The sequence below is a fragment of the Pseudomonas oryzagri genome (genome assembly GCF_020831405.1).
GTDB lineage: Bacteria > Pseudomonadota > Gammaproteobacteria > Pseudomonadales > Pseudomonadaceae > Geopseudomonas > Geopseudomonas oryzagri.
This window is the reverse complement of the sequence record NZ_JAJHPU010000042.1, coordinates 146,599-166,965: the sequence shown is the minus strand read 5'-3', so window position 1 is coordinate 166,965 and position 20,367 is coordinate 146,599. Positions and strand designations below refer to the sequence as shown.

Sequence of the window (20,367 nt, the reverse complement as noted above, 5' to 3'; positions counted from 1 at the left end):
CGGCATCGGCCGCCGCGACTGCCTTACCGGAACATCTCCTTGTAGCTGCCGTCGTGCATCCACGCGGCGTGCTTGGGCGCGCGCTTGGTCTGCGCCCACTCCTCAAGCATGGCCCACTTCACCTCATCCAGCGCCGCGAGCATCTTCGGCGAGCCGGTGTTGGCCGCCAGCTCCAGGCGGTGGCCGTTGGGATCGAAGAAGTAGATCGACTGGAACAGCGCATGGTCGGTCGGGCCGATCACCTTGATGCCGGCCGCCTGCAGGCGCGCCTTGGCGGCCAGCAGCACCTCCATGGATTCCACCTGCAGGGCCAGGTGCTGGGTCCACACCGGGGTGTTCGGGTCGCGGCCCATCTCCGGCTGGGTGGGCAGCTCGAAGAAGGCCAGCACGTTGCCCATGCCGGCATCCAGGAAGATGTGCATGTACGGATCGGCCTCGCCGGTCGACGGCACGGCGTCCTCGGCGATCGACAGCACCAGCTTCATGCCCAGGTGCTGCTCGTACCAGCGGGCGGTTTCCAGCGCGTCCTTGCAGCGATAGGCCACGTGGTGGATTTTCTGCACGATCGGGTTCATGACGGTCTCCTTGCTTGAGATGGCTGCGGGCTCGCCGGTTCGGAAGAGGGACCGCTGACGGGCGCGCATTTTGTTATTCGTAATCAATTTACGCAAAACGTAACTCGCGTCTCCGAGAGCGTCAAGCGTAGAATTCGCCATCCATCGCCACGCACAGGAAGGACCATGACAAGCGAAACCGCGCGCGCGGAGGCTCCGCGCCGGCAGAAGGTGCAGTCCGCCGAGGTCGGCACCGACATCCTCAAGGGCCTGGCCGAACTGGCGCCGGCCACCTCGCTGTCGCGCCTGGCCGAGCACGTCGGCATGCCGGCGAGCAAGGTGCACCGCTACCTGCAGGCGCTGATCGCCAGCGGTTTCGCCGAGCAGGACGAGACCACCGGCCACTACGGCCTGGGCCGCGAGGCGCTGTTCGTCGGCTTGGCCGCCATCGGCCGCCTGGACGTCGGCAAGGTGGCGCTGCCGCGTCTGGTCGAGCTGCGCGATGCGCTCAACGAGACCTGCTTCCTCGCCGTGTGGGGCAACAAGGGGCCGACCGTGGTGCATGTCGAGCAGGCGGTGCGCGCGGTGACCGTGGTCACCCAGATGGGCTCGGTGCTGCCGCTTTTGGGCTCGTCCACCGGCCTGGTGTTCGACGCCTTCCTGCCGGCGGTGGAGACCGCCGCCCTGCAGGCCGAAGCGCTGGCCGAGCCGGGCGCTCCGGATGCCGCCGAGCTGGAAGCGCTGCGCGCGCAGATCCGCGCGCGCGGCCTGCACCACGTGCACGGGCTGCTGATGTCGGGCGTCAACGCGCTGTCAGCGCCGCTGTTCGGCGCCGGCGGCAAGCTGGTCGGGGTGGTGACCGTGGTCGGCACCGCGCCGGGCTTCGCCGCCGATCCGCAGGGCGCCCAGGCCGAGCGCCTGCTGCAGGTCGCCCGGGAAATCAGCGCGCGGATGGGCGGTTAAGACCGCCTGCCGTAAAGCACCGCTTGCAGACGAAGAGGCGAATGCCCACTATGTAGAGGTCATATCAACTTTGAGTTGATCTCTACATATGAAGCTTCTGGCTCTGATCCTTTCCCTGCCCACCGAGAACGCCACCGTTCGGCAACGGGCCTGGCGCGCGCTCAAGGCCAGCGGCGCGGCCGTGCTGCGCGACGGCGTCTACCTGATGCCCGAACGCGAGGACTGCCGCGCCACCCTGGAGGGCCTGGCGGGCGTGGTTCGCGAGGGTGGCGGCACCGCCCACGTGCTGCGCGTCGAGGAGCCGGCTGGCGCCGACTTCGCCGCGCTGTTCGATCGCAGCGACGACTACGCGGCCCTGCTGGCCGATGTCGCGCAGGCGCGCGAGGCGCTGGCGGCCGGCAATGTACAGGACGTCCTGCGCCAGGCGCGCAAGCTGCGCAAGGCCTTCGCCGGCCTGGTCGAGATCGATTTCTTCCACGGCGAGGCGCAGCGGCAGACCGACAGCGTCCTCCACGACCTGGAGCTGAACTGCGCACGCATCCTCTCGCCCGACGAGCCGCGCGCCATGGCGGCAGAGATTGCCAGGCTTTGCCCGTCCGACTATCGGGGCCGCAGCTGGGCGACGCGGCGCCGTCCCTGGGTGGATCGCCTGGCCAGCGCCTGGCTGATCCGCCGCTTCATCGATCCGCAGGCGCGCATCCTCTGGCTGGCCAGCCCCGCCGACTGCCCGGCCGAGGCGCTGGGCTTCGATTTCGATGGCGCGACCTTCAGCCATGTCGGCAACCGCGTCACCTTCGAGGTGCTGGCGGCCAGCTTCGGCCTGGAGCAGCCGGCTGTCGAGCGCCTGGGTCGCCTGGTCCACTACCTCGACGTCGGCGGGGTGCAGCCGCCCGAGGCCAGCGGCATCGAGAGCGTGCTGGCCGGCCTGCGCGCCACCCTCGACGACGACGATTCCCTGCTGACCGCCGCCTGCGCCGTATTCGACGGCCTGCTGGCCAGCTTCGACAAAGGAGTACCCGCGACATGACCCAGTCCCTGACCGAGGAGGCCGCGAGCGCGGCACTCCCGCCGGCTCCCGTCGGCTTCTGGCAGGCCTTCGCCTTCTGGCTCAAGCTGGGCTTCATCAGCTTCGGCGGCCCGGCGGGGCAGATCGCCATCATGCACCAGGAGCTGGTGGAGCGCCGGCGGTGGATTTCCGAGCGGCGTTTCCTGCACGCGCTCAACTACTGCATGCTGCTGCCCGGCCCGGAGGCCCAGCAGCTGGCCACCTACATCGGCTGGCTGATGCACCGCACCTGGGGCGGCGTGGTGGCCGGCGGACTGTTCGTGCTGCCCTCGCTGTTCATCCTGATCGCGCTGTCGTGGATCTATCTCGCCTTCGGCGAGGTGCCGGTGGTGGTGGGATTGTTCTACGGCATCAAGCCGGCGGTGACCGCGATAGTGGTGCACGCGGCCCATCGCATCGGCTCGCGGGCGCTGAAGAACAACTGGTTGTGGGCGATAGCCGCGGCCTCCTTCGTGGCGATCTTCGCCCTCGAGGCGCCTTTCCCGCTGATCGTGCTGGGCGCGGCGTTGATCGGTTACTGGGGTGGTCGTATCGCCCCGGACAAGTTCCGCGCCGGTGGCGGACATGGCGCGGCCAAGCACTCCTTCGGCCCGGCGCTGATCGACGACGACACCCCGGCGCCTGCGCATGCGCGTTTCCGCTGGCCGCGCCTGGCCGTACTGCTGGCTGTGGGCGCGCTGCTGTGGAGCCTGCCGATGGGTCTGCTGACCGCCCTCTACGGCTGGCACGGCACCCTGACGCAGATGGGCTGGTTCTTCACCAAGGCGGCGCTGCTCACCTTCGGCGGCGCCTACGCGGTGCTGCCCTACGTCTACCAGGGCGCGGTGGGCCACTACGGCTGGCTGAGCCCGGCGCAGATGATCGACGGCCTGGCGCTGGGCGAAACCACGCCGGGGCCGCTGATCATGGTGGTGGCTTTCGTCGGCTTCGTCGGCGGCTACGTGCACCCGATGTTCGGCGCCGACCAGGCGTTCCTCGCCGGCGCGGTGGCCGCCAGCCTGGTCACCTGGTTCACCTTCCTGCCGTCGTTCCTGTTCATCCTGGCCGGCGGGCCGCTGGTCGAGTCGACCCACAACGAGCTGAAGTTCACCGCGCCGCTGACCGCCATCACCGCCGCGGTGGTGGGGGTGATCCTCAACCTCGCGCTGTTCTTCGGCTACCACGTGCTCTGGCCGCAGGGTTTTGCCGGCAGCTTCGACTGGCCTTCGGCGCTGATCGCCCTGGCCGCCGCGGTGGCGCTGTTCCGCTTCAAGCGCGGGGTCATCCAGGTGCTGCTGGGCTGTGCGCTGGTGGGGTTGGCGCTGCATCTGCTGCGCGGCTGAGGCGGCGGGCCGCAAAGAAAAACGGCAATCCGGACTCAAGCTGCCAGGCCGTCCGGATTGCCGTAGGAGAAATAGGGGGCACCGTGAGAGCCCTCTCCTGGAGCCCTCACCCGCGAGCGGGTGAGGGGAAGGGTGGTTACTCGGTGCTCAGCACGCCGCGGCGGATCTGGTCGCGCTCGATCGACTCGAACAGCGCCTTGAAGTTGCCCTCGCCGAAGCCGCTGTCGCCCTTGCGCTGGATGAACTCGAAGAACACCGGGCCGAGCAGGGTCTCCGAGAAGATCTGCAGCAGCAGGCGGCGCTCGCCGCCCTCGGAGGTGCCATCGAGCAGGATGCCGCGCGACTGCAGTTCCTCGACCGGCTCGCCGTGGTTCGGCAGGCGGGTTTCCAGCATCTCGTAGTAGGTCGCCGGCGGCGCGGTCATGAAGCGCATGCCCAGGCCCTTGAGGGCGTCCCAGGTCTTGATCAGGTCGTCGGTGAGGAAGGCCACGTGCTGGATGCCCTCGCCGTTGAACTGCATCAGGAACTCCTCGATCTGCCCGGCGCCCTTGGAGGATTCCTCGTTGAGCGGGATGCGGATCAGGCCGTCCGGCGCGGTCATCGCCTTGGAGGTCAGGCCGGTGTACTCGCCCTTGATGTCGAAGTAGCGGATCTCGCGGAAGTTGAACAGCTTCTCGTAGAAATCCGCCCAGTAGGCCATGCGCCCGCGGTAGACGTTGTGGGTGAGGTGGTCGATCAGCTTGAGGCCGGCGCCCTGCGGATGCCGGTCGACGCCTTCGATGAACTCGAAGTCGATGTCGTAGATCGAGTTGCCCTCGCCGTGGCGGTCGATCAGGTAGATCGGCGCGCCGCCGATGCCCTTGATCGCCGGCAGACGCAGCTCCATCGGCCCGGTAGGGATATCCACCGGCTGGGCGCCCAGCTCCAGGGCGCGGGCGTAGGCCTGGTGCGAGTTCTTGACCCGGAAGGCCATGCCGCAGGCCGACGGGCCGTGCTCGGCGGCGAAGTAGGAGGCGAGGCTTTTCGGCTCCTTGTTGAGGATCAGGTTGATGTCGCCCTGGCGGTACAGCTCGACGTTCTTCGAGCGATGGTTGGCGACCTTGGTGAAGCCCATCATGGCGAAGATGGGTTCCAGGGTGTTCGGCGTCGGGGCGGCGAATTCGATGAACTCGAAGCCCATCAGGCCCATGGGGTTTTCGAAAAGATCGGTCATCTCGGTATCTCGCGTGAATCTTGTTGTATTTGAGTTTGGCAGGTCAGCGGAACAACGCTGGCGCCGGCGGCGCGCAGGGCACGCCGCGGACGCTACGGGCGAGGAAATCGCCGATCAGCAACTTGAGGCCGAGGATTTTCATGGGTGTTGGCTCAGGCCGGCTTGTCGGCCTGGGCGTCCGGGTGGGCCTTGATGAAGGCCGGGTGTTCGAGGGCCAGGCGCTCGACGCGGGCGATGCGCGGGTAGGCCGACAGGTCGACGCTGAAGCGCCGTGCGGCGTACAGCTGGGGCAGCAGGTAGACGTCGGCCAGACCCGGCTCGCCGAAGCAGAAGCCCTCGTCGCCGATCAGCGCCTCGACGGCGCGCAGGCCCTCGCCGATCCAGTGGGCGATCCACCCCTGCACCTGTCCGTCGTCCAGGCCCAGGCCACGCAGGCGGTTGAGCACCGCGACGTTGTGCAGCGGATGGATGTCGCAGCCGATCAGCGCCGCCACGCCGCGCCGCTGGGCGCGTTCGACGGGATCGCTGGGCAGCAGCGGGAACTGCGGATAGATCTCCTCGAGGTATTCGATGATCGCCGGCGACTGGATCAGCAGCACGCTGTCGTCGGTGCGCAGTGCCGGCACGCGGCACTGCGGGTTGATGGAGCGGTAGGGCGGCTGCAGCTGCTCGGTGACGTTCGGTGCCAGGTTGATCGGAATGTGGCGGGCCTCCAGGCCCTTGAGCGCCAGGGCGATGCGTACGCGATAGGAGGCGGTGGAGCGGTAATAGGTGTAGAGGTCCATCGATGCGTGCTCGTAACTAATTGTTTTATGCGTAACGCAATTCCGTTTTGAGGAATTTGCGGGTTGAGAGCGGCGCTGTCAAGCGGAAAGGCGCCTCGCCGGTCTATGCTCAGAAATTGACCGTATAGCTCAGGATAGCCCGGTGCTCGTCGGCGCCGTCGGCGTAGTCCGAGCGGTTCGTCGCGTAGCGCCAGCGCAGGCCGAGGTTCTTCAGCGGGCCGCTCTGCACCACGTAGCCCAGGTCGGTCGCTCGTTCCCACTCGCTGCCTTGCTTGCCGCTGGCGCGCAGCTGCGTCGCCTCAATGGTGCGGATATTGGTCGGATCGACCTCGTCGCCCTTCACGTAGCGCAGGCTGAAGGTCAGCCCGGGCACGCCGACGGCGGCGAAGTCATAGTCGTAGCGGGCATGCCAGACGCGCTCGTTGGCCAGCGAGAAGGTGCTCACCTGCATCTCGCTGAACAGGTTGGTGTCGCTGCCGCCGACGTAGGCGTAGGCGGTGTCGCCGTCGGCCTTCTGGTAGCCGCCGCTGAAGGTGTGGCCCTTGATGCTGTAGCCGAAGTTGCTGCTGAAGGTGCGGTTGTCCACCTCGCCGACCAGCTCGCGGCCGCTCTCGCGGGCGGCGTAGTAGCGCAGCTCGGCGAAGGCCTTGCCGGCGCCGAGCGGGGTGGAGAACTTGAGGCCGGCGAAGTCGCGGCGGTAGAAGTCTTCCAGTTCGCTGTGGTGGTAGCTCACCAGCAGGTGGGGCAGCAGCTGGTAGTCCAGGCCGCCGAAGGTGTAGCTGTCACTGGTGACGCTGGTGGAGTAGCCGCCCAGCTGGCTCATGGTGGTCAGCTCCTCGGAGTCGGAGGAGTCGCGCTGCTTGACCTTGTCGACCCGGCCGAGGGTTACGGTCAGTCTGTCGATGTCCTTGGACACCAACTGGCCGCCGGTGAACACCTGCGGGAACAGCCGGCTACTGTTGGCGAACAGCAGCGGCAGGGTGGGGCTGAGGCCCCCGTACTGCAGCACGCTGTCGGCGAATCTGGCCTTGGTGGTGAGGGCCAGCTTCGCGTAGTCGTCCTCGGCGCGACCGTCCGAGCCGCGCGGCAGCAGGCCGGTGCCGGTGCGATCCGGGCTGGAGTCGAGCTTGACGCCGAGCATGCCGATGGCGTCCAGGCCGAAGCCTACCGGTCCCTCAGTGAAGCCCGACTGCAGGCGCAGGGTGAAGCCCTGGGCCCATTCCTCGCGCTTGGACTGGCGGGCGCCGGCGTCGCGGAAATCCCGGCTGAAATAGAAGTTCTTCAGCTCCAGGCTGCCCTTGCCGTCCTCGACGAAGGCGGCGAAGGCGCCCGGAGCCAGGACGCCCAGGCCGATGCCCAGCGACGTACCGATCAGATGATGAGGCTTTATTATCATTGTCTTGTCTCATGCACTTCAGGTGAAACCCCAACTTCGGGGCGAGCGATCCCCGGGGAGCCGGGCGGGCCGGCTCCCTGGCAGAGCGGCGTTGGATCAGGCGGGTTGCGGGTTGCGCACGTAGCGGGCGATCAGCCCGGCGCTGAGCAGCAGCAGGGGGGCGATGGACAGCATGCCCATCCAGGTCTGCCCGGTGAGGTCGTTGATGTAGCCAACCCATACCGGCGCCACCATGCCGCTGAGCTGGCCGAGCGAGTTGATCGCCGCGGTGCCGCTGGCGATGGCCAGGCCGCTGAAGGTCGACTGCGGGATGGTCCAGAACACCGGGATGGCGATGAACGAGCCGGCGGTGGCCAGTACCAGGGCGAGCATCATCACCAGCGAGTTGCCGGAGAACAGGCAGGCGAGGAAGTAGCCGGCGGCCGAGGCCAGCATGCAGGCGAGCAGCCAGGACTTGCGGTCGCCGCTGCGGTCGGAGCACCGGGTGACCAGTACCATGCCGATGCAGGCGACGACGTAGGGCAGCGAGGTCAGCACGCCGACCCAGGTCGGCTCCTTGATGCCGGACTGCTCGATCAGGTGCGGCATCCAGAAGTTCAGGCCGTAGGCGGCCAGCTTGATGCTGAAGTAGATCAGGGCGAACAGTGCCACTTCGCGAGTCAGCAGCACCTTCCACAGCGAGCCGTGGGCGGCGGCGGTGCGCTTGCTGCCGTCCTGTTCCAGGTTGCGCTGCAGGATGGCCTTCTCGTCGCTGCTCAGCCATCGGGCCGACTGGATGTCGCGGTCCAGCTTCCACAGCACGATCAGGCCAAGCAGTACGCAGGGCAGGCCGGAAAGCAGGAACAGCCAGTGCCAGCCGGCCAGGCCGAGGAAGCCGTTGAGCTTGTCGAGGATCAGCCCGGCGACCGGGGCGCCAACCGCGCCGGCCAGCGGCACGGCGAGGAACCATAGGCCGTTGATGCGCGCCAGGTACTTCTTGGGGAACCAGCAGGCCAGGTAGAACAGGATCGCCGGGCCGAAGCCGGCTTCCATCACGCCGATCAGAAAGCGCAGGAAGTACAGCGTGTACTGGGTGTAGGCGAACATCAGCGCGGCGGTGGCCAGGCCCCAGGAAATCATGATCCGGCAGATCCAGGCAGGAGCGCCGTACTTCTTCAGGCCGACGGCGCTGGGCACCTCGAACAGCACGTAGCCGATGAAGAACATGCTCGCCGCCAGGCCGTAGGCGGCGTCGCTGAGGCCCAGCTCGGCCTGCATCTGCGCCTTGGCGAAGCTGATGTTGATGCGGTCGAAATAGGAAAACAGGAAGCAGACGATGGCCAGCGGCACGATGCGCCAGGCCACGCGGCGGTAGAGGAGCAGCTCCTTGAGCTGCTCTTCGTTGTGGGTGACTCCTACTACACCTGTCATGGCGACCATGGTGTTGCTCCGTTGTTGTAATTGTTGGAGACATTCGCGCTCGTGGCGCTGTTTTATTTGCAACGCAAGCCGGGATGCCGCGGCAGGCGGCAGCCCGGATGGATCAGGCGATACGCACCAGCTTCTGTTTGTGTTTCTGCCCGCGCGCCACGTAGTCCGCGGCATTGCTGTGGAACTTGGCGATGGTCGCCTCATCCAGCTCGCGCAGTACCTTGGCCGGCGCGCCGACGATCAGCGAGTTGTCGGGGAACACCTTGCCTTCGGTGACGAGTGCGCCGGCGCCGACCAGGCAGTTGCGGCCGATCACCGCGCCGTTGAGGATCACCGCCTGGATGCCGATCAGCGAACCCTCGCCGATGCTGCAGCCGTGCAGCATGGCCTGGTGGCCGATGGTCACGCCGTCGCCGACCTGGAGCGGAAAGCCCGGGTCGGTGTGCAGCACCGCGCCTTCCTGCACGTTGCTGCCGGCGCCGATGTCGATCAGCTCGTTGTCGCCGCGCAGTACCGCCTGCGGCCAGACGCTGGCGCCCTCGCGCAGCACCACCTTGCCGATCACCGTGGCGTCCTCGGCCACGTAGGTGCTGGCGTGGATGTCCGGGCGCTGTTCGTCATATTGGTAGATAGCCATCGGGTAACTCCGCTGTTTCTGGTGAGGCCGGCAGGCTCGGCTGCCGGCCATGGGTTTCAGTCTTCGGTGCGCAGCACGCCGGCGTCGCGCAGCATGTCGATCTGTGCGGCGGAGAGGCCGGCCTGCGCCATTACTTCGCGGGTGTGCTGGCCGATGCGCGCGATCGGCCGGCGCGGCTGCAGGCGTTGGCCGTCGAGGGCCACCGGCAGCAGCGGCATGTCGGTGGTCGAGCCGTCCTCCAGCTCCAGCTTGACCATGCCGCCGCTCTCGATCAGGTGCGGGTCGTCGAACAGTTCCTCGGGCTTGCGGATCGGCGCGAAGGGGATGCCGTAGGCCTCCAGCTGCGGCGCCAGAGCCTTGGCGTCGAGGGTGGCGAACACCTCGCCGAGGTGGGCGAGCAGGCGCGGGCGCTGCAGCACGCGGTCGTTGTTGGTGGCCAGGGTCGGGTCGTCGAGCAGCGCCTGCTGGTCGAGCAGCCTGCACAGGGTGGTCCACTGGCCCTCGCCGGTGGCGGCGACGAACATCTGCTCGCCGTTGGCGAACTCGAACACGTCGTAGATCGCCCAGGCGCTGATGCGGTTGGGCATCGGCGCGGCCGGCTCGCCGGTGACCGCGTACTGCTGCATGTGCTGGGCGGCGAGCAGCACGCAGTTCTCGTACAGCGCGCTCTGCACTTCCTTGCCCAGGCCGGTGCGATTGCGCTCGTTGAGCGCGGCGAGCACGCCGATGGCGCCGAACATGCCGCCCATGATGTCGTTGACCGAGGTGCCGGCACGCAGCGGGCGGCCGACCGGGCCGGTCATGTAGGCCAGGCCGGCCATCATCTGCACCACCTCGTCGAGCGCCAGGCGCTTGTCGTAGGGGCCGTTGAGGAAACCCTTGTGCGAGGCGTAGACCAGCTTGGGGTTGCGTTGGCGCTGGGTCTCGTAGTCGAAGCCGAGGCCGTGCATACGCCCGGGCTTGAAGTTCTCGATGAACACGTCGGCACTGTCGAGCAGGGCCTGCACCGCCTCGCGGCCGGCGGGGGCGTCGAGGTCGACGGCGATGCATTTCTTGTTGCGGTTGAAGGTGCGGAAGAAGCCGGCGCCGGCGCCGAGCAGACGGCGGGTGCCGTCGCCACGGATCGGCTCGACCTTGATCACCTCGGCACCGAGGTCGCCGAGGATCATCCCGCAGGTCGGACCCATGACCATGTGGGAAATTTCGACGACACGGATTCCGTCGAGCGGAAGTTGCGACATTGGGGGTTGTCTCCGAGTTATGCGGCGGGGGTGACGGCCTGCAGGGCGGCCTGGCGGAAGTTCCTGGGCAGGCTGGCGCGGGCGATGTAGCCGTACAGCGGCTCGCCGGGCAGCGCCTGGACGAGCAGGGCGCGCGAGTCGATCAGCCGTTGCAAGTCGATGCCGGTGTCGTAGCCCATACTTTCCAGCATGAACACCAGGTCCTCGCTCACCGCATTGCCCGAGGCGCCGGGCGCGAACGGGCAGCCGCCGAGACCGGCCAGGGAGGAGTCCAGCTCGCGGATGCCGTGCTGCACGGCGACCAGGCAGTTGGCGAGCGCCAGGCCGCGGGTGTCGTGGAAGTGCGCGGCCCTGAGCCGGTCGCCGGCGATGGCGCGCACCGCCTCGAGGGTCGCGCCGACCTGGCCGGGAGTGGCATAGCCGGTGGTGTCGCCCAGCGATACGAAGTCGCAGCCGGTTTCCAGCACCTGGCGGGTCAGCGCGCACAGATCGGCCAGCGGCACCTCGCCCTGACGGGTGCAGCCGAAGGCTACCGACATGCCGGCCATCATCTGCACGTCGTGGCGCCCGCAGCTGCTGCGCAGCTCGCACATGCGGGCAAACTCCTCGACCATCTCCAGCGGCGTGCGGCGCACGTTGGCCAGGCTGTGGGCGGCGCTGACCGAGATGGGCGCGACGATGCGCTGGGCGCCGCTGGCCAGGGCGTTCTCGACACCGCGCAGATTGGGAGCGAGGACGGTGACGAACAGGTCGGGGTAGGTGAGGGCGTGGGCCACCACCGCGGCGGCGTCGGCCATCTGCGGCAGCAGCTTGGCGGGAACGAAGGAGGCGACCTCCATGTGGCGGACGCCGGCGGCGTAGGCCGCGTCGATCCACTTGCACTTGTCGGCGGTGGCCATGATGCGTTGCAGGCTCTGCAGGCCGTCGCGCATGCCCACTTCGTTGATCGTTATTCTTGTCATTGCGTGGCTCTCAGTCTGGATTGACCTGGGCCAAGACTAGGGAGCCGCCCCCGCAGCGAAAAGACGTATTTGGCGGGGCGATCCATCGTCAACCGCGATGGATCGGGAGTCGCTCTAGGCCGCGCTTCCCGCAGCGGGAAGGCGGGCCAGCAGGTGGTTGAGCAGGCGCTTGGCGGACAGCGACAGGGCTTCGGCATCGCGAACGCAGATGACGAACTCGCCCTCGGCCCAGTCGTCCTCCAGGGGGATGACGTGCAGGCCGAACAGCCCGGCGTAGCGCTCCACCGCCTCGCGCGGGAAGATGCCCATGGCCAGGCCGGCCTGGATCAGCCGATAGGCGGCATCGAAGGACGACACGTGGGTGCGCAGACGCAGCTCGTGGCCGCTTTCGGCGGCGGTGCGGCGCATGAAGGCGTTGAGGGTGGCGTAGGCGGACAGGCCCAGGTGGTCGTAGTCCAGGGTCTCGCGAAAGGCGATGCTGGTCCGTCCGGCCAGCGGGTGGCTGGCGTTGACCACCACCGCCTGGTGGTCGCGGCGGTAGGGGATGAATTCCAGGTCGCCGGTGGCCATCGACCGGCGGCAGATGCCGAGGTCGGCGTTGCCTTCGGCCACGCCGCGTACCACGTCAGCGCTGAAGCGCTCCTCGATGTCGACCTGGATGTTGGCGTTGGCCAGCATGAAGTCGGACAGCTCCTCGGGCAGGAACTCCATGATCGCCGACACGTTGGCGAGGATGCGCACGTGACCGCGCGCGCCCTCGGCGTATTCGCTCAGCTCGCCCTGCAGGCGCTCCATGCTGCGCATCAGCTGGCGGGCGTGGCGCAGCAGGGCCTGGCCCGCCGGGGTGGGCACCACGCCGAGTTTGCTGCGGAGCAGCAGCGGCGTGCCGAAGGCGGCCTCGATATCGGCAATGCGCTTGCTCACCGCCGAGGGGGCAATGAATTCGCGCTCGCTGGCGCGGGCGATGGCGCCTTCCTCGCAGACGGCGATGAACAGCCGCAGGGAGACGGGATCGATCTGCCACATGGGTCTGACTCTGGTTGCTGGGCCGGCCCGCGAGTCTACGGCAAGGCCACGCCAGGCGGGAAACACCTGGCAGGCGCCGGCGCTGGCGAAGTGTCGGGTTCCGCATCACTGGTTGCCAGGCGCGTCACTTGCCACTGCCGGCCACGCCTTCGCCGCCCTTGGTCAGGTAGTAGGCGATCAGGATCGGCAGCATGGTCGCCAGCATCACCAGCATGGCCACCACGTTGGTCACCGGCACATCGCGCGGTCGCGCGAGCTGGTTGAGCAGCCAGATCGGCAGGGTCTTTTCGTGGCCGGCGGTGAAGGTGGTGACGATGATCTCGTCGAACGACAGGGCGAAGGCCAGCATGCCGCCGGCCAGCAGCGCCGAGCTCAGGTTGGGCAGGATGATGTAGCGGAAGGTCTGCCAACCGTCGGCGCCGAGGTCCATGCTGGCCTCGATCAGGCTGTAGCTGGTGCGGCGGAAGCGGGCGATCACGTTGTTGTAGACGATCACCACGCAGAAGGTGGCGTGACCGACCACGATGGTGAACACCCCCGGCTCGATGCCGAGCTGCTTGAACGCGGCGAGCAGGGCCAGGCCGGTGATGATGCCGGGCAGCGCGATGGGCAGGATCAGCAGCAGCGAGACGCCTTCCTTGCCGAAGAAGTCTCGACGGTACAGCGCCGCCGCGGCCAGGGTGCCGAGGACCATGGCGATCAGGGTGGCCAGCGCCGCCACCTGCAACGACAGGCGGATCGCCTCCAGTACGTCCGGGCGGGCGAAGGTGACGGCGAACCAGCGCAGGGTGAAGCCCTGCGGCGGAAAGCTGAACGCGGCGTCCTCGGTGCTGAAGGCGTAGATCAGGATGATCAGGATCGGGAAGTGCAGGAACAGCAGGCCGCCCCACGCGGCGATCCGCAGTCCCCACGAGGCGCGCTCAGAGTGCATCGAAGGCCCCCAGTCGCTTGACGATGGACAGGTACACGGCGATCAGGGCGATCGGCACCAGGGTGAAGGCGGCGGCCATCGGCATGTTGCCGATCGCCCCCTGCTGGGCGTAGACCATGCTGCCGATGAAGTAGCCGGGCGGGCCGATCAGCTGCGGCACGATGAAGTCGCCGAGGGTCAGGCTGAAGGTGAAGATCGAGCCGGCGGCGATGCCGGGCACCGAGAGCGGCAGGACGACGGTGCGGAAGGTCTGCCACGGCGTGGCGCCGAGATCGGCCGAGGCCTGCAGCAACGAGGGCGGCAGGCGTTCGAGGGCGGCCTGGATCGGCAGGATCATGAACGGCAGCCAGATGTAGACGAATACCCCGAAACGCCCCAGGTGCGAGGTGGACAGGGTGCTGCCGCCCACGCCGGGAATGCCGAGGACGAACTGCAGCAGCGGCTGCAGGTGCAGCGCCTCGAGGAACCACTGGGCCACGCCGCCCTTGGCCAGCAGCAGGGTCCAGGCGTAGGCCTTGACGATGTAGCTGGCCCACATCGGCAGCATCACCGCGATATAGAAGAACGCCTTGGTCTTGCCGCTGGTGTAGCGCGCCATGTGGTAGGCGATGGGGAAGGCCAGCGCGGCGCTGGCGATGGTCACCGCGATGGCCATCGCCAGGGTGCGCAGGATGATGTCGAAGTTGGCCGGCTGGAACAGCGCCTTGAGGTTGGCCAGGGTCAGCTCGGGCGTCACCGCCATGGTGAAGTCGTCGAAGGTATAGAAGCTCTGCCACAACAGGCCGAGCAGCGAGCCGAGGTAGACCACGCCGAACCACAGCAGCGGCGGCACCAGCAGCAGCGCCAGGTACAGGTTGGGGCGGCGGTACAGCACATCGGCCAGCTGGCGCAGCGGGCTGACGGATTCCCGGGGCGCGGGGGCAGGGCGCATCTCAGAGACCCTCGCCCTGCAGCGGCACCATGGCGGCGCGCGGCCAGCGCGCGGTGACCCGCTCGCCGGTGCGGTGGGCCAGCGCCAGGGGCGCGCAGCGGTCGTTGGACTGGTAGACGGTGAAGCGCTGGCCGTTTTCCAGCTGCAGCTCGTAGCGGGTGGCGGCGCCGAGGAAATGGATGTCGTGCAGCAGGCCGTCGACCTCCACCTCGTCGGTCGCCAACGGCTCGCCGCCAGCCAGACGGATGTGCTCGGGGCGGATCGAGATGAGCGCCGCGCCACCGGCCATGCGCTGGGCCAGCTCGCCGCGCAGCACGTTGGAGGTGCCGACGAATTCGGCGACGAAGGCGTTGACCGGCCGCAGATAGAGGTTGTGCGGAGTGTCGACCTGTTCGATGCGCCCCTTGTTGAACACCGCCACCCGGTCCGACATCGACAGCGCCTCGCCCTGGTCGTGGGTGACGTAGATGAAGGTGATGCCCAGCTGGCGCTGCAGCTTCTTCAATTCGCTCTGCATCTGCTCGCGCAGCTTGAGGTCCAGGGCGCCGAGCGGCTCGTCGAGCAGCAGCACGCGTGGCCGGTTGATCAGCGCGCGGGCCAGCGCCACGCGCTGACGCTGGCCGCCGGAAAGTTGCGCCGGCTTGCGTCCCCCCAGGCCGGAGAGGGCGACCATCCCCAGCATCTCCTCGGCGCGTCCCAGCCGTTCGGCGCGGGCCACGCCCTTGACCTTGAGGCCGTAGGCGACGTTGTCCCGCACGCTCATGTGCGGGAACAGCGCGTAATCCTGGAACACCGTGTTGACGTCGCGCTGGTAGGGCGGCAGGCCGGCGGCCTCCACGCCCTGGATGCGCACGCTGCCGGCGCTCGGCTGTTCGAAGCCGGCGATCAGCCGCAGGCAGGTGGTCTTGCCCGAACCCGAAGGGCCGAGCAGGGAGAAGAATTCGCCGTCGGCGATGTCGATGGAGACCCGGTCGATGGCCTTGACCTCGCCATAGATGCGCGAGACCTCGGTGAACTGCACGGCGCTGGCCATACCCTGCCTCCGCACGCGGGCGCCCAGGCCCGCCCATGTTCGAGATGTAGTCCCGGCTCCAGCGGCGGGGGAGGGCTCCTCGCCATCATCGACTTGGGGGCGCTCGGAAGACGATCCGCGCGTCTCGATCTTGTCCTTGATCCTGGACCAGGCCGCCTCGGGCAGCGCGGGTCGACATCCTTCCCCTGGGGATCGGCGCCGGTTCACCGACTGCACGGTGGCTCGCGAATTTCAGCTTAGTTGCTGTTGCCAGCCCCGTTCGCGCTGCCAGGGCGCCGGCGCCGTCGGCACGCCATAGGGGTGGGCGGCGGGGGGGCGCAGGCGGAACGTGATTTTCAAATGCGGTATTTAACATAATGATTTGGAGGGGCAGCCTTAGACTACCACCCACCGCATAAATTCCCAAGTTGGACAGGTCGTGGAGGGAGGGGTGGAGCGGGGCGGCACAAACCGGCACAACCCGCTAAAACTATGCGTTGGAGAGGGTGACGCGCATTGTAAGGTGCTTGCGCCCTCATTAGACTTGCCGCCCCAGAACCCTCCTATCGCTAAGGCTTCTCTCAGATGATCAAGAAGTGCCTTTTCCCGGCTGCCGGCTACGGCACCCGGTTCCTGCCCGCAACCAAGGCCATGCCCAAGGAAATGCTGCCGGTGGTGAACAAGCCACTGATCCAGTACGCCGTCGAGGAGGCTCTGGATGCCGGTCTGAACGAGATCTCCATCGTCACCGGTCGCGGCAAGCGCGCCATCGAAGACCATTTCGACATCAGCTATGAACTCGAGCACCAGATCCGCGACACCGACAAGGAGAAGTACCTGGTCGGCATCCGTCGCCTGCTCGACGAGTGCACCTTCTCCTACACCCGCCAGATCGAGATGAAGGGCCTGGGCCACGCCATCCTCACCGGCCGCCCGCTGATCGGCGACGAGCCGTTCGCCGTGGTCCTGGCGGACGACCTGTGCCTGAACCTCGACGGCGATGCCGTGCTGGCGCAGATGGTCAAGCTGTACAAGCAGTTCCGCTGCTCCATCGTCGCCATCCAGGAAGTGCCGCGCGAGGAGACCAACAAGTACGGCGTGATCGCCGGCGAGATGATTCGCGAGGACATCTACCGGGTCAACGCGATGGTCGAGAAGCCCAAGCCGGAAGACGCGCCGTCCAACCTGGCGATCATCGGTCGCTACATCCTGACCCCGGACATCTTCGACCTGATCGAGCAGACCCCGCCCGGCAAGGGCGGCGAGATCCAGATCACCGACGCGCTGATGAAGCAGGCCCAGGAAGGCTGCGTGCTGGCCTACAAGTTCAAGGGCAAGCGTTTCGACTGCGGTGGCGCCGAAGGTTACGTCGAGGCCACCAACTTCTGCTTCGAGAACCTGTACAAGTCCGGCAAGGCCTACTGAGGCTGAGCTTTCGCGACGAGGCCGCCCACGGGCGGCCTCGTTGTTTCAGAGCCAGTTCACGTTCTGGCGAGCTAGAACCAGGCAGCCCAGCGAAACCGATTGATTCGCTTCGCTCACCCTGCGGGCCAGCCTGCGGCTGTTACTCCGCTTCGCTGCGTTTCAACGCCGCATGGCCGACGCGTAGCAGATCGTGAGCTGGCTCTCAGGGAATCGGCATCGCCTCCGAGCCAGGCCCCAGCGGCTGGCCGTAGCTGAACTCCACATAGTTGCCGGCCGGGTCGCGCAGGCCGCAGTAGTAGCCGACCGGGTAGGGCTCGTCGCGCGGCGCCCAGATCAGGCAGCCGGCCGCGGCGGCGCGGGTGGCGACGGCGTCCACCGCCGCGCGGCTATCCATGGCGAAGCCGAAGTGGCTGTAGTCGTCCATCGCCAGCTCGCGCGGGGCGCCGCCGGGCATGATGACGAAGATGAACTGGTGCTCCTTGCCCGGTTCCGCCATCCACACGATGCGCGAACCCTTGCCGGCGCGCTCGTGGATCACCCGCATGGCGCAGAAGTCCTGGTAGAAGGCGATGCAGGCGTCGAGGTCCGGCACGTGCAGCGCGATATGGGTGAGGGTGGTGGCCATCGCTGCTCCTCCCGCTGGCGCCTGGTGGTCCCGCCCGCGCGGACCGCGGGCACGGTTTCCCGGTCCCTCTCGCCGTGATCCCATGCGGGCCGGACCGGGCATCGCGGCACTGCGGGCCAACGGTGGTCCCGCTGCGCCGCTCTGCCAGTATGCAGCCTGGCGGCGCCGGGCGCCTGCCTGCCCCTCATCGACCCACCGACATTGCCGACGGCCTGCGAGGGCAGGTGGGGGCGAGCGAGCCCCGTCCGGGATCGCTGGCAAGGGAAGGGAAACCCTTCAGCGGCTGGCGGGACCCGCGTCACGGGCTTTCAGGTAGGCCTCCTGCCAGGTCCAGCAATCGACAAGGGCTTCGCCGGGACGAGGATTGGGCGACGCCGCCACCGGCTCGGCCTCGCCTGCCGCCAGCCGCTGCGCCGCCAGCGCCCGCTTGCCCAGGTCGAAGGAGTGCCCCTTGCGCTCGATCTGCTCCGCCGCCGCGCCCAGCAATCCGGGCCATACGCCCGCCCGGCGCTGGCCGCTCGACATGCGCGCCCGCTCGCGCTCCAGTCTGGCGCTGTCGAGCGCTTCGGCGAGCCGGCGCAACGCCTTGCGGTCGATCTTCCCGCTGTCCGTCAGGGGCAATCGGCGGCGCCAATGCAATGCCGACGGCAGCATATGGCGGGGCAGCGACTCGCCAAGCTGCCTCTGCAGCGCAGCGGCGTCGAGCGGCCGCTCGCCGGAGTAGAACGCCACCAGGTGCCTGCCGCGACCGGGCCGCTCGGCGACCACCACGGCACCGTCGCGGATGCCGGACAGGCCCGACAGCCGGTCCTCGATCTCGTCGAGCTCGACCCGGAAGCCGCCGATCCTGATCTGCGAGTCCAGGCGACCGAGGAGTTCGAGCTTCCCGTCGGGCAACCAGCGGCCGCAGTCGCCGCTGCGGTGCAGCCGCTGCCCGGGTTTGTGCGGATCGTCCAGGAAGTCGCGTTGGGTACGCTTGGGATCGTCGATATAGCCGCGGCCGACGCAGATTCCGGAGAACACGATCTCGCCGGGCGCGCCGAGCGGCACCGGCGACAGCTGCTCGTCGACGACGTAGACATGGGTATTGTTGACCGGTCGGCCGAGCGGCACGCGCTCATGGCGGGGCACGTCCTCCATCACCTCGTGATGGGTGTCGTGGGAGGTCCCGATCAGCCCATAGCCGTTCACCAGGCGGATGCCGGGCTGGACCGCGAACCAGCGCCGCGTCAGCTCCTTCTTGAGCGGTTCGCCGGTGACCGCCACCAGGCGCAGATCCGGCAGCTCGCGAGGATGTCGATCCAGCCAGGAGAGCACGGCGTCGAGGTAGGAGGGCACGACCTGCAGCACGTTAACCCGGCCTTCGACGAGGGTGTCGACGAAGCGCGGGACGTCGAGGATCGCCTCCTGCTCGATCAGCAGGGTCCGTCCGCCGACCAGCGGTGCGGAGAGCAGTTGCCACAGCGAGATGTCGAAGCTCTGCGGCGCCGTCTGGGCTACCACGCTGTCGCTGTCGATCTGCAGGTCGTCGATCTTGGCGAACAGCTGGTTGAGCATGCCCGCGTGCTCGCACATCGCGGCCTTGGGCTCGCCGGTCGAACCGGAGCTGAAGCAGATGTAGGCGAGCTGGTGGGGCGCGACCGCGATGTCGAGGTCGGTGGCGGCGAAGCCCCCCACCTCCAGGGCGTCGGTGAAGAGCCGCTGGATTCTCCGCCGGCCGAGGGTTCCGCCAAGTATCGCGCGGGTGCCGCGCTCCACCAGCGCCAGTCGGCAGCCGGCGCGGCCGAGGGTCCTCGCGATGCGGCGGGCGGGAAAGTGCGGCTCGATGGGCAGGTAGACGCCACCGGCCTTGAAGATGGCGAGCACCGCGCTCATCCACTCCAGATTGCGCCCGGCCACCACCGCGACGACGCCTTCGCGCTGCAGCCCGTGGGCCCGCAACATGCGCGCCAGCCGGTTGGCGCGGGCATTGAGCTGGCGATAGGTCAGCTGCCGCCCGCCGTGCATGGCGACAATGCGGTCCGGGTGCATGCGAACCTGCTCCTCGAACAGCTCGTGGACCCGTCGGTTCGGCAGCTGCCGCGCCGGCCCGGCGAGGCCATAGAGCTGCAAGCGCAGCTCCTGCGCGGAGAGCAGGCACTGGCCCGCGTGCTCGGCGTCCGGATCGGCGGCGATCAGCGCAAGGGCGTTGAGATGGTAGCCGGCGATCCGCGCGGCGCATTGCTCGTCGAGCACGTCGGTGCGGTAGCGCAGGCGCAGCACCAGGCGCTCGCCCTGCGCGAAGCCGACGCGCAGCACGATGCCGGCGGCCGGTGCGCCCGCGTCGTCCGGCAGCGGCTCGAACACGGTTTCGAACAGCGACGCGGCGAGGCCCAGCTCGCGGCCGAGGGCGTCGACCGGAAAGTCCCAGTGCGACTGCAATCTCGCCTCCGCGCGGGCGATGCTGCGCAGGGTATCGCGCCAGGCGCCGGGTTCGAGGTCGATATGCAGCGGCAAGGGCGCGCGGGCCCCCACGGCGTAGCCGAGGGTTACCGCGCGCTCGCCACAGAGCACGCCGAGCACCTTGGCGTGCGCGCTCAGCAGCAACGTGCCGAACGGCAGCGCGAGTTCCTCCGCCAGGTCGCGCAAGGCCGCCACCAGGGCATCGGGCACCACCGTTTCGTGCTCGGCGACGCCGGGCCGCGGGGTGCGGGTCCAGCGCGGCAGGGCGCCGAAGCTGCAGTCGAGCAGGACATCGCGCCAGAACTGCCGGCCGCGGGCAATGGCGATGTCACGTTCGTGGAATGTGCGTGTGTTCATTTCGGTTCTCCCTTGCCGGTTTCCCGCTCCAGCGCATCGCGAAGTCCCTATTGCCGGTCTGCTGCCCGG

At 68.1% G+C, this 20,367-nt stretch carries 18 protein-coding genes; 4 read left to right on the top strand and 14 right to left on the bottom strand.

What is annotated here, in order from left to right:
* Nucleotides 1-23: 23 nt before the first annotated feature.
* Entirely contained in the window at nt 24-575 is a 552-nt protein-coding gene (locus LMJ29_RS15825) for a VOC family protein (RefSeq protein ID WP_229606488.1), read from the bottom strand.
* A gap of 165 nt (nt 576-740) precedes the next feature.
* Between LMJ29_RS15825 and LMJ29_RS15820 the strand changes: the two genes are divergently transcribed.
* From LMJ29_RS15820 to chrA, 3 genes are all read left to right on the top strand, one after another.
* Complete coding sequence (locus LMJ29_RS15820; protein WP_229606487.1) at nt 741-1,517, top strand: IclR family transcriptional regulator; 777 nt, start codon at nt 741-743, stop codon at nt 1,515-1,517.
* An 88-nt stretch (nt 1,518-1,605) separates the two neighbouring features.
* Complete coding sequence (locus tag LMJ29_RS15815; RefSeq protein WP_229606486.1) at nt 1,606-2,544, top strand: chromate resistance protein ChrB domain-containing protein; 939 nt, start codon at nt 1,606-1,608, stop codon at nt 2,542-2,544.
* Nucleotides 2,541-3,905 carry a chromate efflux transporter gene (gene chrA / locus LMJ29_RS15810; protein WP_229606485.1) on the top strand — a complete coding sequence of 455 codons (1,365 nt, stop codon included), beginning with the start codon at nt 2,541-2,543 and terminating at the stop codon, nt 3,903-3,905. The genes LMJ29_RS15815 and chrA overlap by 4 nt, the downstream gene beginning before the upstream one ends.
* A gap of 136 nt (nt 3,906-4,041) precedes the next feature.
* Here the strand turns inward: chrA and hppD are convergent, their stop codons facing one another.
* From hppD to LMJ29_RS15755, 11 genes are all read right to left on the bottom strand, one after another.
* Nucleotides 4,042-5,118: a 4-hydroxyphenylpyruvate dioxygenase gene (hppD, locus tag LMJ29_RS15805; protein ID WP_229606484.1), complete on the bottom strand. Its 1,077-nt coding sequence runs from the start codon at nt 5,116-5,118 to the stop codon at nt 4,042-4,044.
* 152 nt (nt 5,119-5,270) lie between these two features.
* The gene (gene maiA, locus LMJ29_RS15800) at nt 5,271-5,903 is read right to left on the bottom strand and encodes a maleylacetoacetate isomerase (RefSeq protein ID WP_229606483.1); all 633 of its coding nucleotides are present in this window, start codon (nt 5,901-5,903) and stop codon (nt 5,271-5,273) included.
* A gap of 109 nt (nt 5,904-6,012) precedes the next feature.
* On the bottom strand, nt 6,013-7,299 hold the full coding sequence (locus LMJ29_RS15795; protein ID WP_229606482.1) for an OprD family porin: 1,287 nt from the start codon (nt 7,297-7,299) through the stop codon (nt 6,013-6,015).
* A gap of 96 nt (nt 7,300-7,395) precedes the next feature.
* Nucleotides 7,396-8,718 (bottom strand): MFS transporter, encoded by a 1,323-nt coding sequence (locus tag LMJ29_RS15790; protein WP_229606481.1) that lies wholly within the window; start codon nt 8,716-8,718, stop codon nt 7,396-7,398.
* 103 nt (nt 8,719-8,821) lie between these two features.
* Nucleotides 8,822-9,346, bottom strand: coding sequence for a gamma carbonic anhydrase family protein (locus LMJ29_RS15785; protein WP_229606480.1), 525 nt, complete (start codon nt 9,344-9,346; stop codon nt 8,822-8,824).
* Nucleotides 9,347-9,402: 56 nt separating this feature from the next.
* Complete coding sequence (locus LMJ29_RS15780) at nt 9,403-10,587, bottom strand: CaiB/BaiF CoA transferase family protein (RefSeq protein ID WP_229606479.1); 1,185 nt, start codon at nt 10,585-10,587, stop codon at nt 9,403-9,405.
* 17 nt (nt 10,588-10,604) lie between these two features.
* Nucleotides 10,605-11,549, bottom strand: a complete 945-nt coding sequence (locus tag LMJ29_RS15775; RefSeq protein WP_229606478.1) for a hydroxymethylglutaryl-CoA lyase — start codon at nt 11,547-11,549, stop codon at nt 10,605-10,607.
* Nucleotides 11,550-11,663: 114 nt separating this feature from the next.
* Nucleotides 11,664-12,575, bottom strand: coding sequence for a LysR substrate-binding domain-containing protein (locus tag LMJ29_RS15770; RefSeq protein ID WP_229606477.1), 912 nt, complete (start codon nt 12,573-12,575; stop codon nt 11,664-11,666).
* A 124-nt stretch (nt 12,576-12,699) separates the two neighbouring features.
* Nucleotides 12,700-13,506 carry an ABC transporter permease gene (locus LMJ29_RS15765; RefSeq protein WP_229606476.1) on the bottom strand — a complete coding sequence of 269 codons (807 nt, stop codon included), beginning with the start codon at nt 13,504-13,506 and terminating at the stop codon, nt 12,700-12,702.
* Complete coding sequence (locus tag LMJ29_RS15760) at nt 13,496-14,437, bottom strand: ABC transporter permease (protein ID WP_229606475.1); 942 nt, start codon at nt 14,435-14,437, stop codon at nt 13,496-13,498. The genes LMJ29_RS15765 and LMJ29_RS15760 overlap by 11 nt, the downstream gene beginning before the upstream one ends.
* A gap of 1 nt (nt 14,438) precedes the next feature.
* On the bottom strand, nt 14,439-15,470 hold the full coding sequence (locus tag LMJ29_RS15755) for an ABC transporter ATP-binding protein (protein WP_229606474.1): 1,032 nt from the start codon (nt 15,468-15,470) through the stop codon (nt 14,439-14,441).
* A 564-nt stretch (nt 15,471-16,034) separates the two neighbouring features.
* On the opposite strand from LMJ29_RS15755, the gene galU reads away from it, so the two are divergent.
* Complete coding sequence (gene galU / locus LMJ29_RS15750) at nt 16,035-16,874, top strand: UTP--glucose-1-phosphate uridylyltransferase GalU (RefSeq protein WP_229606473.1); 840 nt, start codon at nt 16,035-16,037, stop codon at nt 16,872-16,874.
* Between the two features lie 202 nt (nt 16,875-17,076).
* On the opposite strand, the gene LMJ29_RS15745 is transcribed toward galU, so the two are convergent.
* Together LMJ29_RS15745 and LMJ29_RS15740 are read right to left on the bottom strand one after the other, a co-directional pair.
* Nucleotides 17,077-17,499, bottom strand: a complete 423-nt coding sequence (locus LMJ29_RS15745; RefSeq protein WP_229606472.1) for a VOC family protein — start codon at nt 17,497-17,499, stop codon at nt 17,077-17,079.
* 276 nt (nt 17,500-17,775) lie between these two features.
* Entirely contained in the window at nt 17,776-20,298 is a 2,523-nt protein-coding gene (locus LMJ29_RS15740) for a non-ribosomal peptide synthetase (RefSeq protein ID WP_229606471.1), read from the bottom strand.
* Between the last annotated feature and the right edge of the window lie 69 nt (nt 20,299-20,367).

Excerpts from the sequence above, each read along its gene's own strand:
- LMJ29_RS15825 (WP_229606488.1), bottom strand. The coding sequence starts at position 575 with ATGAACCCGATCGTGCAGAAAATCCACCACGTGGCCTATCGCTGCAAG.
- LMJ29_RS15820 (WP_229606487.1), top strand. The coding sequence starts at position 741 with ATGACAAGCGAAACCGCGCGCGCGGAGGCTCCGCGCCGGCAGAAGGTG.
- LMJ29_RS15815 (WP_229606486.1), top strand. The coding sequence starts at position 1,606 with ATGAAGCTTCTGGCTCTGATCCTTTCCCTGCCCACCGAGAACGCCACC.
- chrA (WP_229606485.1), top strand. The coding sequence starts at position 2,541 with ATGACCCAGTCCCTGACCGAGGAGGCCGCGAGCGCGGCACTCCCGCCG.
- hppD (WP_229606484.1), bottom strand. The coding sequence starts at position 5,118 with ATGACCGATCTTTTCGAAAACCCCATGGGCCTGATGGGCTTCGAGTTC.
- maiA (WP_229606483.1), bottom strand. The coding sequence starts at position 5,903 with ATGGACCTCTACACCTATTACCGCTCCACCGCCTCCTATCGCGTACGC.
- LMJ29_RS15795 (WP_229606482.1), bottom strand. The coding sequence starts at position 7,299 with ATGATAATAAAGCCTCATCATCTGATCGGTACGTCGCTGGGCATCGGC.
- LMJ29_RS15790 (WP_229606481.1), bottom strand. The coding sequence starts at position 8,718 with ATGGTCGCCATGACAGGTGTAGTAGGAGTCACCCACAACGAAGAGCAG.
- LMJ29_RS15785 (WP_229606480.1), bottom strand. The coding sequence starts at position 9,346 with ATGGCTATCTACCAATATGACGAACAGCGCCCGGACATCCACGCCAGC.
- LMJ29_RS15780 (WP_229606479.1), bottom strand. The coding sequence starts at position 10,587 with ATGTCGCAACTTCCGCTCGACGGAATCCGTGTCGTCGAAATTTCCCAC.
- LMJ29_RS15775 (WP_229606478.1), bottom strand. The coding sequence starts at position 11,549 with ATGACAAGAATAACGATCAACGAAGTGGGCATGCGCGACGGCCTGCAG.
- LMJ29_RS15770 (WP_229606477.1), bottom strand. The coding sequence starts at position 12,575 with ATGTGGCAGATCGATCCCGTCTCCCTGCGGCTGTTCATCGCCGTCTGC.
- LMJ29_RS15765 (WP_229606476.1), bottom strand. The coding sequence starts at position 13,506 with ATGCACTCTGAGCGCGCCTCGTGGGGACTGCGGATCGCCGCGTGGGGC.
- LMJ29_RS15760 (WP_229606475.1), bottom strand. The coding sequence starts at position 14,437 with ATGCGCCCTGCCCCCGCGCCCCGGGAATCCGTCAGCCCGCTGCGCCAG.
- LMJ29_RS15755 (WP_229606474.1), bottom strand. The coding sequence starts at position 15,470 with ATGGCCAGCGCCGTGCAGTTCACCGAGGTCTCGCGCATCTATGGCGAG.
- galU (WP_229606473.1), top strand. The coding sequence starts at position 16,035 with ATGATCAAGAAGTGCCTTTTCCCGGCTGCCGGCTACGGCACCCGGTTC.
- LMJ29_RS15745 (WP_229606472.1), bottom strand. The coding sequence starts at position 17,499 with ATGGCCACCACCCTCACCCATATCGCGCTGCACGTGCCGGACCTCGAC.
- LMJ29_RS15740 (WP_229606471.1), bottom strand. The coding sequence starts at position 20,298 with ATGAACACACGCACATTCCACGAACGTGACATCGCCATTGCCCGCGGC.